8 protein-coding genes and 1 rRNA gene are annotated in these 16,379 nt (G+C 65.4%); 8 read left to right on the forward strand and 1 reads right to left on the reverse strand.

The features are described from left to right. The 4 genes from ispF to glgX all read left to right on the forward strand — a co-directional run bounded on the left by ispF (position 1) and on the right by glgX (position 5,217). Complete coding sequence (gene ispF, locus NNX38_RS15725; protein WP_255798885.1) at positions 1-495, forward strand: 2-C-methyl-D-erythritol 2,4-cyclodiphosphate synthase; 495 nt, start codon at positions 1-3, stop codon at positions 493-495. A 29-nt stretch (positions 496-524) separates the two neighbouring features. Beyond that, positions 525-1,961, forward strand: coding sequence for a cysteine--tRNA ligase (gene cysS, locus NNX38_RS15730; RefSeq protein ID WP_255798886.1), 1,437 nt, complete (start codon positions 525-527; stop codon positions 1,959-1,961). Between the two features lie 81 nt (positions 1,962-2,042). Then, entirely contained in the window at positions 2,043-3,047 is a 1,005-nt protein-coding gene (gene rlmB, locus NNX38_RS15735) for a 23S rRNA (guanosine(2251)-2'-O)-methyltransferase RlmB (protein ID WP_255798887.1), read from the forward strand. Positions 3,048-3,081: 34 nt separating this feature from the next. Then, positions 3,082-5,217 (forward strand): glycogen debranching protein GlgX, encoded by a 2,136-nt coding sequence (glgX, locus tag NNX38_RS15740; RefSeq protein ID WP_370646485.1) that lies wholly within the window; start codon positions 3,082-3,084, stop codon positions 5,215-5,217. Positions 5,218-5,458: 241 nt separating this feature from the next. On the opposite strand, the gene glgP is transcribed toward glgX, so the two are convergent. Beyond that, positions 5,459-8,083, reverse strand: coding sequence for an alpha-glucan family phosphorylase (gene glgP, locus NNX38_RS15745; RefSeq protein ID WP_255798889.1), 2,625 nt, complete (start codon positions 8,081-8,083; stop codon positions 5,459-5,461). A gap of 169 nt (positions 8,084-8,252) precedes the next feature. Here glgP and NNX38_RS15750 point away from each other — a divergent pair, with 169 nt between their 5' ends. The 4 genes from NNX38_RS15750 to NNX38_RS15765 all read left to right on the forward strand — a co-directional run. Beyond that, positions 8,253-10,304 carry an alpha-1,4-glucan--maltose-1-phosphate maltosyltransferase gene (locus NNX38_RS15750; protein WP_255798890.1) on the forward strand — a complete coding sequence of 684 codons (2,052 nt, stop codon included), beginning with the start codon at positions 8,253-8,255 and terminating at the stop codon, positions 10,302-10,304. Then, positions 10,304-12,073: a maltose alpha-D-glucosyltransferase gene (gene treS, locus NNX38_RS15755; protein WP_255798891.1), complete on the forward strand. Its 1,770-nt coding sequence runs from the start codon at positions 10,304-10,306 to the stop codon at positions 12,071-12,073. The genes NNX38_RS15750 and treS overlap by 1 nt, the downstream gene beginning before the upstream one ends. Beyond that, positions 12,070-15,783 carry a 1,4-alpha-glucan branching protein GlgB gene (glgB, locus tag NNX38_RS15760; protein WP_255798892.1) on the forward strand — a complete coding sequence of 1,238 codons (3,714 nt, stop codon included), beginning with the start codon at positions 12,070-12,072 and terminating at the stop codon, positions 15,781-15,783. The genes treS and glgB overlap by 4 nt, the downstream gene beginning before the upstream one ends. 489 nt (positions 15,784-16,272) lie before the next feature. Continuing rightward, a 16S ribosomal RNA gene (locus NNX38_RS15765) occupies positions 16,273-16,379 on the forward strand; the annotation flags it as partial.

Raw genomic sequence — 16,379 nt, forward strand, 5'->3', positions numbered from 1 at the left:
ATGGCCCTGCCACGCACCGGAATCGGCGTCGATGTACACGCCTTCGCCCCCGACGACGCGCCGCGGCCGCTCTGGGTAGCCGGCCTTCACTGGGAAGGTGAGCGGGGCCTGGCCGGGCACTCCGACGGCGACCCGGTGGCCCATGCCGCCGCAGACGCACTGTTCTCGGCTGCCGGGCTGGGGGATCTGGGCACCCACTTCGGCACCGACCGGCCGGAATACGCCGGTGCCGCCGGGACGGTACTCCTCGGCGAAGCTGCCCGCATTGTGCGGGCCGCAGGGTTCGAAATCGGCAACATCGCCGTGCAGCTGATCGGCAACCGGCCCAAGTTCAGTCCCCGCCGGGCAGAGGCTGAAGCGGTCCTGAGCGCCGCCGCCGGCGCACCGGTCAGCGTTTCCGCCACCACCACCGACCACCTGGGCTTCACCGGCAGGGGTGAGGGGATCGCAGCGGTCGCCACCGCCGTCGTCGCCGCCGGGGCGTCCGCTGACTGAGGGCACGCGGTTTCGGCTAGCCTAGAGCAGTGAGCTTGAGATTCTATGACACCGCAACAGCGCAGGTCCGGGACTTCGTTCCCCTGGTTGATGGCAAGGCCAGCCTCTACTACTGCGGCGCCACCGTGCAGGGGCTCCCGCACGTAGGGCACATCCGCTCCGCCATCGCCTTTGACCAGCTCACGCGCTGGCTGCGTTACCGCGGGCTGCAGGTCACCGTGGTCCGCAATGTGACGGATATTGACGACAAGATCCTGGCCAAGGCAGCCGACTCCGTGGGCGCCGAGCCGGCTCCCGGCGTCGTCCCCGACGAACCGTGGTGGGCGCTGGCCTACCGGTTCGAGCAGGAGTTCGCCAAGGCCTACGACACGCTCGGCGTCCAGCGACCCACCTACGAACCGCGCGCCACGGGACACATCCCGGAGATGCATGCGCTCATTGCGGCCCTGATCGAGCGCGGACACGCCTACCCTGCCCTCGACGCTTCCGGCGACGTGTACTTCGACGTGCGCTCCTGGCAGAAGTACGGTTCGCTGACCCGCCAGAACATCGACGACATGCAGGCAGCGCCCGACGCCGGCCCGCGCGGCAAGCGCGATCCGCGGGACTTCGCGCTGTGGAAGGGGCATAAGGAGGGCGAGCCGGAGACCGCATCCTGGGACAGCCCCTGGGGCCGCGGGCGCCCGGGCTGGCACCTGGAATGCTCGGCCATGGTCACCAAATACCTCGGCACCGAGTTCGACATCCACGGGGGCGGGCTGGACCTGCGCTTCCCGCACCACGAGAACGAGATGGCACAGTCCCAGGCCGCAGGCCACGGCTTCGCGAACTTCTGGATGCACAATGGCATGGTCACCTTCGAGGGCGAGAAGATGTCCAAGTCCATCGGCAACACCATCAGCCCGACTGAAATGCTGGAGCAGGCCAGCCCGCGCGTGGTCCGGTATTACCTGGGCCAGGCCCACTACCGTTCGGTGCTGGACTACCGGCCGACGTCCCTGCAGGAGGCTGCCTCCGCCGTTGAGCGTATTGACGGCTTTATCGCCAAGGCCGCGGCCAGGGCTGCTGCGGAGATCGATACCGGGACCGCCGCGGTTCCGGATGCCTTCGCCGCCGCCATGGACGATGACCTGAATGTTCCCCAGGCCCTGGCAGTGCTGCATGAAACCGTGCGCGCCGGTAACACGGCCCTCGCGGCCGGTGACAATGAAACCGTTCAGCGCGCGCTGGGACAGGTGCGGGCCATGACCTCAGTCCTGGGCCTGGACGACGCGAAGGACGCAGCGTCACAGGCAGGGCCCGCCGATGCCGCGCTGGACGCCCTGGTGCAGGACCGACTCGCCGAACGGAACGCCGCCCGCGCCGCAAAGGACTGGGCCCGGGCCGACGCCATCCGCGATTCGCTGGCTGCCGCCGGCATCACCGTGGAGGACGGCGCCGACGGCGTTACATGGAGCGTGGCCTGACTCCAGCAGCGGTGTCCGCCAACCCGGCCGCGGACTGCGTAAACTGGAAGGGAATGCTTTCTTCTAGTAAAGGTGTAACCGATGGCCAACAATGGACGTCCCGGCGCAATGCGCAAAGCCAAGAAGGGCCCCAGCGGCGGTACCGGCGGGCTCGGCCGCAAGGCCCTCGAGGGCAAGGGCCCCACACCCAAGGCTGAAGAGCGCCCGTACCACAAGGCGTTCAAGAACAAGCAGCTCGCTGAGCGGTCCGCCGCCAAGCGTGGCGACGCCAAGCGCGGCGATGCCCGCGCCGGCGGCCGCAGCGGCACCAACGTCCGCGGCAAGGTGGCTGAGGAAGTTGTCACCGGCCGCAACTCCGTAGTGGAAGCGCTGCGCGCCGGCATTCCGGCCAAGGCCCTGCACGTTGCCGTCCGTATCGACATGGATGACCGGGTCCGGGAATCCCTGAAGATGGCGGCCGAGCGCGGCCTGCCGGTGATGGAAACGCACAAGCCCGAGCTGGACCGCATGACCAACGAGGCTGTGCACCAGGGCCTCGTCCTGCAGATCCCGCCGTATGAGTACGCGGACCCCACCGACCTTGCCTCCGAGACCCTTGAGGCCTGGAAGAAGGGCCACATCCGCAACGCGCCGCTCTTCGTCGCCCTCGACGGCATCACCGATCCGCGTAACCTGGGCGCGATCATCCGGTCTGCCTCGGCCTTCAGCGCACACGGCGTCGTCGTTCCGGAACGCCGGGCCGTGGGCGTCACTGCCTCGGCATGGAAGACCAGCGCCGGCGCTGCCGTCCGCGTCCCCGTGGCACGGGCCGGCAACCTGAACAACACCCTCAAGACGTTCAAGAAGATGGGCATTTTCGTCCTGGGCCTGGACGGCGACGGCGATGTATCGCTTCCCTCCATAGTGCTGGCCAAGGAACCGATCTGCATCGTGGTGGGCTCCGAGGGCAAGGGCCTGTCCCGCCTGGTCCGGGAGAACTGCGACCAGATTGTCTCCATCCCCATCGACTCCGCCATGGAGTCACTCAACGCTTCCATGGCCGTCGGCATCACCCTGTACGAAATCTCCCGGCAGCGCTCCTCCTAATCCGGGCCGGGGCCACCGGCAGCAAAGGGCGTACATGGCACACGTGATTGGAACCGCCGCTGGCAGCGTCTCGAAGCGGGACTCGCGGCCCTTGCCGCTAGGCGTCAGGCACACCGTTTCAGGTGTGCCTGACGTCCCTGGTGCCGTCAACGTGTCCGTTTACGCCCCGGGCCTGCCCGCCGTCGACGTGTACTACGAGACGGCTCCCGGTCACTGGTCGATGGCTCCGCTGACGGACACTGTCCTCGGGATCCACCACTGCCGGGTGTTCGGCCTGCAGCCCGGGAACCGCTACGGCTTCTGGCCGCGGAGCCGGCCCCTTCCAGCGGAGCCGGGCAGCTTCCAGCTGTTGCTGGACCCCTACGGGCGCGGCATCGAGGCGGAACCGGCGCAGGGGAGCCAGATCTATTATTCGGTGTACACGGCCGGGGGCTTTGACTGGGGCAACGTCCGCCGTCCTCATACCCCTTGGCGGGACACCGTCATTTATGAAGCCCATGTGCGGGGCCAGACCATGCTGCATCCCGGGATTCCCGAAGAGCTCCGGGGAACCTACGCCGGCATGGGGCATCCGGTGATGGTCCAGTACCTTCAGGACCTTGGCATCACTGCGGTGGAACTGCTGCCGGTGCATTTCCATGCCGATGAGCTGCACCTGCAGGAACTGGGGCTGGCAAATTACTGGGGTTACAACACCCTCGGGTTCTTCGCCCCGCATGACGCCTACGCCACCCGTGCTGCCCGCGAGGCCGGCGCCCAGGCAGTGCAGGATGAACTCAAGGGCATGGTGAAGTCCCTTCACGAGGCCGGCATCGAAGTCCTGCTGGACGTGGTGTACAACCACACGGCCGAGGGCAAGGCCGACCACCCCGCGCTGAGCTGGCGCGGACTGGGAGATGAAACGTATTACCGGCACGGTCCGGACGGCACATACGTGGACACCACCGGCTGCGGGAACACGCTGGACTTCAGCGAACCCCGGATTATCCAGATGGCACTGGACTCGCTGCGCTATTGGGTGCAGGAGTACCACGTGGACGGTTTCCGCTTCGACCTGGCACCCACGCTCTGCCGTGACGCGGACGGCCGGTTTGACCCGAGGCACCCGTTCCTCGTAGCAGTAGCTGCCGACTCGGTCCTCCAAGACGTAAAACTGATCTCCGAGCCGTGGGACGTGGGCCCGGGCGGCTGGCAGACCGGCCGGTTCCCGCAGGGCTGGGCCGATTGGAACGACCACTTCCGCGACATTGTCCGGGACTTTTGGCTTCGTGGCCAGGCGGACGTTGCCGCGGGGCGGGAAGGAGGCTCCCTGGCTCGGCTGGCGGGGGCATTGGCCGGTTCCGCCGAACTGTTCGTTGAGTCCGGCCGGACACCGCTGGCCTCGATCAACTTCATCACGGCCCATGACGGGTTCACGCTCTCCGACCTGACCATGTTCGAGCGTAAGCACAACGAAGCCAATGGCGAAGGAAACCGGGACGGCACGGGAGAAAACCGCAGCTACAACCACGGCATCGAGGGGCCCACGGGCGATGAGCGGATCAACGCTGCCCGGAGCCTGACTGCCCGGAACCTGATGGCCACGCTCACCATGTCCCTGGGTGTGCCCATGCTCACGGCCGGAGACGAGATCGGCCGGAGCCAACGCGGAAACAACAATGCGTACTGCCAGGACAACGAACTCTCCTGGCTGAACTGGGACCTCGACGACGCCGCCCGCCGGATGCTCTCGACCACGCGTGAGCTGCTGCGCCTGCGCCGCGAATATCTTGCCAGCCAGCCCTACCGCTTCCCGGCCGACCGGCGGCAGTCCTTCCTGCTCTGGTTCGATTCGGAGGGCAAGCCCATGACACCGGAACAGTGGGGCGATCCCGCCACCCGGGTGGTGCAGGTCCTGATCGGCTCCGGAGACGGTTCCTTGAACGGGCTGATGGTCCTGAACGGCACACTGTCCGACGTCGATGTCCGCCTTCCGGACGCGCCGACCGTCCGCAGTGCCGCCTCCGAAACGGACAACGGTTTCGAGGACATTTCTGTCCCTGGTGAATCCTCCGGGTATGAACTCGTCTTCTCCACCGCTTCGGATCCGGGGGAGCACAGGGATCAAGTCCGTCCGGCGGGCACCACCGATCTCGTTCCTGCCAACTCAATCAGCCTCTACCGCGCATAGGGAACACCAGCTCCGAGCCCGGGCCGGACGACCCTCGCGTCGGTGACGCGGGCACTTGAACCGTCCGGGCGTCCACGTCAGGTGCGATCGTCGCCGAACGCTCCGGACGTTCCGGGTTAGGCGGCTTTAATAATTCCCGCGAGCTCTGCGAGCGGGGATTTTCGTTGCCGCCGTTCCGGAACGCCCGGCGCGGCCCCGGAACGGCGGCACCAAAACGCAGCCACCGGGACACCGGGTGAGCTCAGGCGTTAACGACCAACCCCAACTCAGCCTTCGACGCCAGCCCGGAATGCGTCGGCAGCACCCGGACGGTGTAGCCGAACGGTCCGGCCTGCTCGATGCGGATGGTGCCCGTGAACAGATGGCGGCCCGACCCGAGGTCTTCCGTCGGCGCAAGCTCCTGGATGCGGTGCTCGCTGATCCGGTCGTTCTCGGTCACCATGCCGTACGCAGCTTCCACGCTGACGTCCTCCGGCCGAAGGGAGCCGAGGGAAACATAGGCCTGTACCGTCAGGGTGTCGCCGATCTGCGGGTTTTCGCTGACGCCTACGGAATCCACGTTCTCCACCTGCACAGTGGACCACCCGTCACGTACCCGTGTGATCCACAGGGCGAGTTCCTTCGCAGCGGTATACCCGTCCGCCGCCATGAACCGTCCGGAAGAACTGGCGGGCCGGTACAGCCGGTTGACGTAGTCCTTGAGCATCCTTGAGGCGGAAACATTCGGCCCCAGGTCCGCGAGGGTGTGCTTGACCATTTCCAGCCACTCGTGCGGCAGCGAGCCCGTAGGCGGATCCGAGGGTCCGGCCGCCCCGGCAGCGGCCGGCGGCTCCGTTCCGTAGAACATGGGTCCCACTGAGTTCTCGAGCAGGTCATAAAGCGCGGCTGCTTCAATGTCGTCCCGCTGGTCGGCGGTGTAGACCTCGCGGGTCCGCGTTCCTTTGCTGGGATTGGCGGAGGGGATGGCCCAACCGTTGTTGCCGTCGAACATCTCGTCCCACCAGCCGTCGAGGATGGAGAGGTTCAGGCCGCCGTTGATGGCGGACTTCATGCCGGAGGTGCCGGAGGCTTCCAGCGGGCGCAGCGGATTGTTCAGCCACACGTCGCACCCGGGGAACAGGGTCTGGGCCATCGCAATGTCGTAGTTGGGCAGGAAAACAATCCGGTGCCGGACTTCAGGGTCGTCGGTGAACCGCACCAGGTCCTGGATCATTTTCTTGCCCTGTTCGTCGGCAGGGTGGGACTTGCCGGCCACCACTACCTGGATGGGGTGGGTGGGATGCAGCAGCAGTGCCCTGAGCCGGTCCGGGTCCCGCAGCATCAGGGTCAGACGCTTATAGGTGGGCACCCGGCGGGCAAAGCCAATGGTCAGCACGTCCGGGTCCAGCACGTTCTGCGTCCAGGCCAGTTCCGCGTCAGAGGCACCGCGCCGGCGCCAGGCACGTTTAACGCGGCGCCGGACATCGTGGACCAGGTTGCTGCGCAGCTTCCGCCGCAGGTCCCACAGGTCTTTGTCATCAAGCTCATAGGCCCTGCCCCAGTCGCGGTCATGCACGGTGGCGACGCCGAACTTCTCGCTGGCGAGCGCCGTAACCTCCGGGTCGATCCAGGTGGGGACGTGCACGCCGTTGGTCACCGAAGTGATGGGCACTTCGGATACATCAAAGCCCGGCCACAGGCCGGAGAACATTTCCCGGGAAACTTCGCCGTGCAGCTTGGCCACGCCGTTGGCCCGCTGGGCCAGCCGCAGGCCCATGACTGCCATGTTGAATTTGGCGGGGTCTCCGCCCTCGTAGTTTTCCGCTCCCAGGGCCAGGATCTTGTCGGTAGGGACCGACTGCGCCAGGCCCGCGGTGAAGAAGTGGCGGATCTGGGTTTGCTCGAACCGGTCGATGCCGGCCGGGACCGGGGTGTGAGTGGTGAACACCGTGGATGCGCGGGAAACGGTCAGCGCTTCCTCCCAGGTCATGCCCTGGTCCATCAGTTCACGGATGCGCTCTATGCCCAGGAAGCCGGCATGGCCTTCGTTGCTGTGGAAGACCTCTGCGGGAGGGGCGCCGGTAAGCCGCTGGTGTACCCGCAGGGCCTTCACGCCGCCCATGCCCAGCAGCAGTTCCTGCTGCAGCCGGTGGTCTCCGCCTCCGCCGTACAGGCGGTCCGTGATGCCGCGGGCGGCGTCGTCGTTCCCGATGACGTCCGAGTCCAGCAGCAGCAGGGGTACGCGCCCGACGTCGGCGCGCCAGATATGTGCCGAAAGCTGGCGGTTGTCCGGCAACGGCAGGGTGATTTTCGCCGGGGTGCCGTCTTCCTCGCGCAGCAGGGTCAACGGCAGGGCGTTGGGGTCCAGCACGGGATAGGTCTCCAGCTGCCAGCCGTCCCGGGAAAGGGCCTGCTTGAAATACCCGGCCTTGTAGAGCAGCCCCACCGCAACCAGGGGCACTCCGAGATCGGAGGCGGCCTTCAAATGGTCGCCGGCCAGGATTCCCAGGCCGCCGGAGTACTGGGGTAGTACGGCGCTGATGCCGTACTCGGGGGAGAAGTACGCAATCGACGCCGGGGCGTCGTCGCCCAGGCCCTGGTACCAGCGGGGTTCATTGAGGTACCTGTCCAGGTCAGCGCCGAGGTCCGCGATTACAGAGACCAGATGCTCATCCTGCGCGATGCGCTCGAGCTTGTCCCGGCTCACGGTCCCGAGCAGCTTCACGGGGTCTTCGCCGCTCGAGCGCCAGGCGGCGGGGTCGATGCTTTCAAACAACTTGAGAGTCGGCTGGTGCCAGGACCACCGAAGGTTCGAGGCCAGCCGGCCCAAGGGGGCGATGCTGGACGGCAGGACGGTTCGGACGGTAAATCTGCGTATTGCCTTCACCCCGGTCACGCTAGCGCACTAACGCGGCGGGTAACCGGAAATGACGAACAAATGTTCAGGTAAATACACGGCGGCTTGAAAACGCAGCCAAACCGTGGCCGACCTGCCGTGAATCCGTAAAAGTACGTTGCCTTAGCATTCTGCCCAAATTCTCGATAACGTCTAGTCTGTGAGCACATCCAGCGCGTTGACACCAGAAGACCTGCCCTCGAAGGATCTCCGGTTTGGCCGGATTCCAATCACCAATGTGACCCCCGTAGTGGAGTACGGGAGATTCCCCGCCAAAGCCGTGCCAGGAGAGGACCTCGTCATCGGGGCCACCGTGTTCCGCGAGGGACATGACCTGGTAGGCGCCAGTGCCGTTCTTTATGACCCCGAGGGCACCGTCGTAACCCGCAGCCGGATGCATCCGGTGGGTCTGGGCCTTGACCGCTGGGAGGGCATGCTGCGCCCGGCCGGCACGGGCCACTGGAGCTTCGCCGTGGAGGGTTGGGCGGACGTCTACGCCACCTGGCACCACAACGCCGAGGTGAAAATCGCCGCCGGCGTCGACGTCGAACTGATGCTCACCGAAGGCCACCAACTGTTCGCCTCCGCTGCCGCCGAGCGCAGCGGCGCCGACGCCGACGTCTTCCGCGCTGCCGCGGCAGCGCTCGCAGATACCGGGCTGCCGGTCGAGGAACGCCTTGCCGCCGCCGGAACCGAAGCCGTCACCGCTATTCTCGACCGCGATCCGATCCGCGACCTGGTCACCAGCTCGGACCGCTTCCCCCTTCTGGTGGAGCGGGAGCTCGCCGGCCGCGGCGCCTGGTACGAATTCTTCCCCCGCTCGGAAGGCGCCCAGTGGGATCCGGCCACCCGCGAGTGGACCTCGGGGACGTTCCGCACCGCGGCACGCAGCCTGCAGCGCGTGGCGGACATGCAGTTCGACGTTATTTACCTTCCTCCCATCCATCCCATCGGCACCACGCACCGCAAGGGGCCGAATAACACCCTGGTCGCCGGCCCGCAGGATCCCGGCTCGCCCTGGGCCATCGGTGCCCCCGAGGGCGGCCACGATGCCATCCACCCCGATCTGGGGACGTTCGAGGATTTCGACGCGTTCGTGGGCAGCGCCCGGGAACTGGGACTCGAGGTAGCCATCGACCTCGCACTGCAGGCCTCCCCGGACCACCCCTGGGTGACCAGCCACCCGGAATGGTTCACCACCCGCGTGGACGGTTCGATTGCCTACGCCGAGAACCCTCCGAAGAAGTACCAGGACATCTACCCCCTGAACTTCGACAATGACTACGAGGGCCTCTCGCAGGAGATCCTGCGCATCGTGCGGCTGTGGATCAGCCACGGCGTGCAGATCTTCCGGGTGGACAACCCTCACACCAAGCCGCTGCGGTTCTGGGAATGGCTGATCGGCACCGTGAACGCAGAGTACCCGGGCGTGATCTTCCTGGCCGAGGCATTCACCCGCCCGCCCATGATGCATGCACTGGCCAAGGCCGGGTTCCAGCAGTCCTACAGCTACTTCACCTGGCGGAACACCCGCGAGGAGATCGAGGAGTACTTCACCGAGGTGTCGCAGGAGTCTTCGGCCTTCTTCCGGCCCAACTTCTTCGTGAACACCCCGGACATCCTCACCGAATTCCTGCAGTTCGGCGGACCGGGAGCCTTCAAGATCCGCGCCGTACTGGCTGCCACCGGCAGCCCGCTGTGGGGCGTCTACGCCGGCTACGAGCTGTTCGAGCACGTCGCCCGGCCCGGGGCCGAGGAGTACATCGACAACGAAAAGTTCGAGTACAAGCAGCGTGACTTCGCCGCAGCGGAAGCTGAAGGCCGCAGCCTCGCCCCGTACATCACCCGGCTGAACGAAATCCGCCGTACCCATCCCGCTTTGGGGGACCTCGAGAACCTCACTGTGCACTCCAGCACCGACGAGTGCACAGTGGTCTACTCCAAGCACAAAGAGACCCTTCCCGGCGATCCGTCCAGCCGGGACACACTCATTATTGTGGTTAACGTGGACCCCCACAGTGCCCGCGAATCCACCGTCACGCTCGACCTCGATGCGCTTCACCTCGCCCCGCAGGATCTGAACGAAGACGGCACCTTCTGGGTGGATGACCTGATCAGCGGCCAGAGCTGGCGCTGGGGAGCCCACAACTACGTCCGCCTGGACGCCCACTTTGAACCCGCGCACATCCTGTCAGTTCGGAGGAACTCCTAGTGCCCAACCCGTTTCAACTGCACGCACCCGGCTTGACCAATGATCCTCATTGGTACCGCAAGGCCGTTTTCTATGAGGTACTCGTCCGCGGCTTCGCGGACGCCAACGGGGACGGATCAGGTGACTTCAGCGGCCTGATCGAAAAGCTGGACTATCTGCAGTGGCTGGGCATTGATTGCCTGTGGCTGCCGCCGTTCTTCAAGTCGCCGCTGCGCGACGGCGGCTATGACATCTCCGACTACTACGATGTCCTGGACGAATTCGGCACCATCAGCGACTTCAAGCGCCTGGTTGCAGAAGCACACGCCCGCGGCCTGCGCGTCATCATCGACCTTCCGCTGAACCACACCTCGGACAAGCACCCGTGGTTCGAGGAGTCCCGCAGCGATCCGGACGGCCCGTACGGGGACTTCTACGTCTGGTCCGACACCGACCAGAAGTACGAAGACGCCCGGATCATCTTCGTGGACACCGAGGAATCGAACTGGACCTTCGACCCGGTCCGCCGCCAGTTCTTCTGGCACCGGTTCTTCAGCCACCAGCCCGACCTGAACTTCGAGAACCCCAAGGTCATCGAGGCGATTTTCGACGTCGTCCGCTTCTGGCTTGACCAGGGCATCGACGGATTCCGGGCCGACGCCATCCCTTACCTCTTCGAAGAGGACGGCACCAACTGCGAAAACCTCCCGGCCACGCACCGGTTCCTCAAGGACCTGCGCACCATGGTCGACGAGAACTACCCGGGCCGCGTAATCATCGCCGAGGCAAACCAGATGCCGCACGAAGTGGTGGAGTACTTCGGTGACGAAACCGGCGACGAATGCCACATGTGCTTCCACTTCCCGATCATGCCGCGCCTGTTCTACGCGCTGCGGGACCAGAAGGCCGCACCGATCATCCAGACCATGGAAGAGACTCCGGAGATTCCGGCCGGTGCCCAGTGGGGAACCTTCCTGCGCAACCATGACGAGCTGACGCTGGAAATGGTTACCAACGAAGAGCGCCAGGCGATGCTCGGCTGGTATGCCCCGGATTCCCGCATGCGGGCCAACATCGGCATCCGACGCCGGCTGGCTCCGCTGTTGGACAATTCCCGCTCGGAGATCGAGCTGATCCATGCGATGCTGCTGGCCCTGCCGGGCAGCCCGTTCCTGTACTACGGCGACGAGCTGGGCATGGGGGACAACATCTGGCTGGAAGACCGCGATTCCTCCCGCACGCCCATGCAGTGGAACCCGGACCGCAACGCCGGATTCTCCACCGCCGATCCCGGCAAGCTGTACCTGCCGGTGGTGCAGTCGCTGGTTTACCACTACAACCACGTGAACGTGGAAGCGCAGCTGGCCAGCTCGAGTTCGCTGCTTCACTGGATCCGGCAGATGATCATGGTCCGCCGCGCCCACCCGGCCTTCGGACTGGGTTCCTACCGCAACGTGCCGACCGACGCCGAAGCAGCCCTGGCCTTCGTGCGCGAACTGCCGGAAAACAACCCGGAGGGTGAGGTGGGTGAGACAGTGCTGTGTATCTTCAACCTCTCGCAGCACCCCATTTCCGCGTCGATGAAGCTGCCGGAGTTCGCCAACCGCGGACTGCGGGATGCCTTCGGCGGCACGCTCTTCCCCACCATTGGAGAAGACGGTGCCCTGACGCTGACGCTGGGCAGCCACGACTTCTACTGGCTGCGCCTGCGGTCGGTGAAGTCTGACACTTCGTCGCCCCAGACCGAAGCCATTCCCATGATTCCGATTTCGGAGGCAGCACGGAGATGAGCCTGTTGACGCCGTCCCTGCCCGAAATCCTGACGTCCTGGCTCCCTGGACAACGCTGGTTCCCTGCAAAGGGCCGCGAAGTCCTGCTGGAAAGGGTCGGCGGGATCCGGCTCGAGGACCCCGCCGGCGAGGTCGGGCTGGAAGTCCACCTCATCGCCGTCGTCTCCGGGGACCGCCGCGACGTCATCAGCGTGCCGGTAAGCTACCGGACCGCACCGGCGCCCGAGCTGGAAGCCGCACTGCTGGGCCGGGCGCACCAGGAAGACCTGGGGGAGCGGTGGCTTTACGACGCGACCGCCGACCCGGTCTTCGTCACCGCCTGGCTGGAACTGATGAGGTCTCAGGCTTCGTCCCTGGACGGCCACACACACGGCTTTGCCCTGGACGGTTTCGCTGACTGGGAGCCGTTCCGGGAGCCGCTGCCCACCAAGGTCCTGACAGGCGAACAGTCCAACACCTCCGTGATTGTGCGGGCCCCGGAAGCGCCGCTGATCGTGAAGTTCTACCGCGTGGTGGCTGCCGGCGAGAGTCCCGACGTCGAGGTCAGCGCACGGCTGACCGAAGTCGGGTCAGTGGACGTTCCGGCCACCTATGGCTGGGTGACCGGCTCCTGGACGGACCCGGCGGACCAGACCGGAGAGAAACTGCTGACCGGGCACCTGTCCGTACTGCGGGAATTCTTCCCCGGCAGCGAAGACGCCTGGCGGACCGCGTCCTCGGCCGCCCTTGCCGGCCGGGATTTCACTGCAGAGTCCGAGGAACTGGGTGCGGCCACCGGCCGCATCCACCAGCAGCTGGCGGCTGCCTTTGGCAGCAGGCCTCCCAGCGCGGCGGAACGCGCCGAGTTCCTTGAGTCCCTCAGCTCCCGGATCCGGTGGGCGTGGGCGGAAGCACACGACGTCGTCGGGCCGTTCGATGAGGCAGTGGAGTACCTGCTGGGGCAGGTCAACCACCTGCAGACGTTGCCCAACCTGCAGCGCATCCACGCCGACTACCACCTCGGGCAGGTCCTGCGTGTTCCGGACCGGGGCTGGATCGTCCTTGACTTCGAGGGCGAGCCGCTGCGGCCCGCGGCCGAACGGAGTGTCCCTGATGCGCCGCTGCGCGACGTCGTCGGCATGCTGCGCTCGATCGACTACGCCGCCGGCGTAGCGCTGATCGACGGGGCGGAAGGCGAAGCAGAGTCCGAAGAAACCGTCCAGCAGCGAAGCGAATCGGCCCGCCGGTGGGCAGCTGCCGCGGCCGATGCTTTCCTGCGGGGGTATGAGAAGGAAACCGGCACCACCATTAACCGCAGTGACCCGCTGTTCCTGGCCCTGTGGCTGGACAAGGCGCTGTACGAAGTTGTCTACGAGATGAGAAACCGTCCGCGCTGGATCAGCGTTCCGGCTGCCGCCGCCCGGTCCATTCTCATGAAGGCCGACGACGCAGCACGCAAGGAAGAGAGCACAGTGAATAAGCCACGCAAGTCGCGGTCCGCATCCGCCACCGCAGAGCCCCAGGTGCCCGACGTGCCCGTCTCCACCGATCCGATCCCCGTCACCGAGGACGTGCTGCAGGCCGTTTCCGAGGGCCGCTACTACCAGCCGCATGCAGTCCTTGGCGCGCATCTGGAGAACTCCGGAACCGTCGCTACCATTCGAACCCTGCGCCCGCTGGCGCGCGAAGTCGTGGTCGTGACCCCTGAAAGCCGTGTGCCGCTGGAGCACGAGTACAACGGCATCTGGGTAGGAACCCTGCCGGCTCCGACGCCGGGCACCGTTCCGGATTACCGCGTGGAGGTGACGTACGACGGCGTTGAGCCCCAGCTGTTCGACGATCCGTACCGGTTCCTCCCGTCGTTGGGCGACATTGACCTGCACCTGATTGGTGAAGGCCGGCACGAAAACCTGTGGACAGTCCTCGGCGCCAATCTGCACCATTACGATTCCGTGCTGGGCGATATTTCCGGCGTCAGCTTCGCAGTCTGGGCCCCCAATGCCCGCTCCGTGCGGGTCAAGGGCGATTTCAACGGCTGGGACGGCACCATCAACGCCATGCGTTCCCTCGGCAGCTCCGGTGTCTGGGAAATCTTCCTGCCCGGCGTCGAACCCGGCGCCCGCTACAAGTACGAAATCCTGGGCAGCGACGGCGTCTGGCGGGAAAAGGCCGACCCCATGGCAAAGGGCACCGAGGTGCCGCCGCTGACCGGTTCACGCGTGGTCGAGTCCACCTATGAGTTCGGCGATGCCGAATGGATGGAGGCCCGGGCCTCCCGGGATCCGCACAATTCGCCGATGAGCGTGTACGAGGTGCACCTGGGTTCCTGGCGCCTGGGACTGAACTACCGGGAAATGGCAGACCAGCTGGCCGAGTACGTGCAGTGGCAGGGCTTCACCCATGTGGAACTGATGCCCGTGGCCGAGCACCCGTTCGGCGGTTCCTGGGGTTACCAGGTGACCTCCTACTTTGCCCCTACCGCACGGTTCGGGCATCCGGACGAATTCCGCTACCTCGTGGACCGGCTGCACCAGGCCGGCATCGGCGTCATTCTGGACTGGGTTCCGGCCCACTTCCCCAAGGACCCCTGGGCGCTGGCAAAGTTCGACGGCCAGACGCTCTACGAGCACGGCGACCCGTTCCGCGGCGAGCAGCTGGACTGGGGAACGCTGGTCTTCGACTTCGGCCGCCGTGAAGTGCGGAACTTCCTCGTGGCCAACGCCATTTACTGGCTGGAAGAATTCCACGTCGACGGGCTCCGGGTGGATGCTGTGGCATCCATGCTGTACCTGGACTACTCGCGGCCGGAAGGCCAGTGGACGCCCAACGTCTACGGCGGCCGGGAGAACCTCGAGGCGATCTCCTTCCTCCAGGAAGTCAACGCGACTGCGTACAAGCGGGTGCCTGGCATCGTGATGATTGCCGAGGAATCCACCGCGTTCCCCGGCGTTACGCGACCTACGAGCAGCGGCGGCCTCGGTTTCGGGCTCAAGTGGAACATGGGCTGGATGCACGACACCCTCCAGTACATGTCCGAAGACCCGATCAACCGCGTCTACCACCACGCCCAGTTGACCTTCTCCCTGGTCTACGCGTACACGGAGAACTTCCTGCTGCCGATCAGCCATGACGAAGTAGTGCATGGCAAGGGCTCCCTGCTGCGCAAGATGCCTGGTGACCGGTGGCAGCAGCTGGCCAACCTGCGTGCCTACCTCGCCTTCCAGTGGGCTCATCCGGGCAAGCAGCTCATCTTCATGGGCACCGAGTTCGGCCAGGAAGCGGAATGGTCGGAGCAGTACGGGCTGGACTGGTTCCTGACTGACACCCCGCAGCATAAGGGTGTCCAGCTGATGGTGAAGCAGCTCAACGAGATCTACCGCAACACCCCCGCGCTGTCCGCCCGGGACAACGAGCCCGCAGGCTTCCAGTGGATCAACGAGAACGACGGCGCCCGCAATGTCCTTTCGTTCATCCGCTGGGACCATCAGGGAAATCCGGTGGTCTGCGTGGCCAACTTTGCCGGCGCCCCGCACCAGGACTTCCGGCTGGGAATGCCGTGGGCCGGGGAATGGGTGGAAGCACTCAATACCGATGCCGCTGAGTTCGGCGGTTCCGGCGTAGGGAACATGGGTGTAGTGCACGCGGTTGAAGGTGCCTGCAATGGCCAGCCGGCATCCGCCACGCTGACCGTTCCTCCGCTTGGTGTGCTGTACCTGGTCCCCAAGCCATAAGTGCAGTTGGCGGCCCGGACTCCCGCGGGGAGTCCGGGCCTGCGCCGGGTACGTAGCCCCGCATAAACCGTGCTAGAGTTAATACCCGCGCTGATCGAGGGAAACGCAATCCTGGACATTGAACCAGGAGAACGGATCCAACGGGTTTCAACCTTCAGTCGTGAGTCCGGGAACTAGCTTCCCGCCGGTTCGCCGGAAGGATCCACGGCCGGTTTGACACCTACCGGACAGTGTGGCTAAGATGGAAAAGTTGCTCCGGAGCGACGCAGAGCTTAGATCCCCTTGAGGATCGCCTGCCGGTGCCGGAAGCAGTCTGTTGTTTGAGAACTCAATAGTGTGCCAAGTTTATTGATACCAATTTATTTTGATTGGTTGAACAGGCCGTTCCGCCCACCCCGTGGGTGAGGGACGGTTTTTTTAGCCGGTTTCGAATTTAGTGCAGTGCCTGCAGCCAATTTTCCTTGGCTCGGGTGCTGTGTCTGTAACACATTTACGGAGAGTTTGATCCTGGCTCAGGATGAACGCTGGCGGCGTGCTTAACACATGCAAGTCGAACGATGACTTCTGTGCTTGCACAGAATGATTAGTGGCGAACG

The sequence above is a fragment of the Arthrobacter sp. zg-Y238 genome, from assembly GCF_024385525.1.
Lineage (GTDB): Bacteria > Actinomycetota > Actinomycetes > Actinomycetales > Micrococcaceae > Arthrobacter_B > Arthrobacter_B jinronghuae.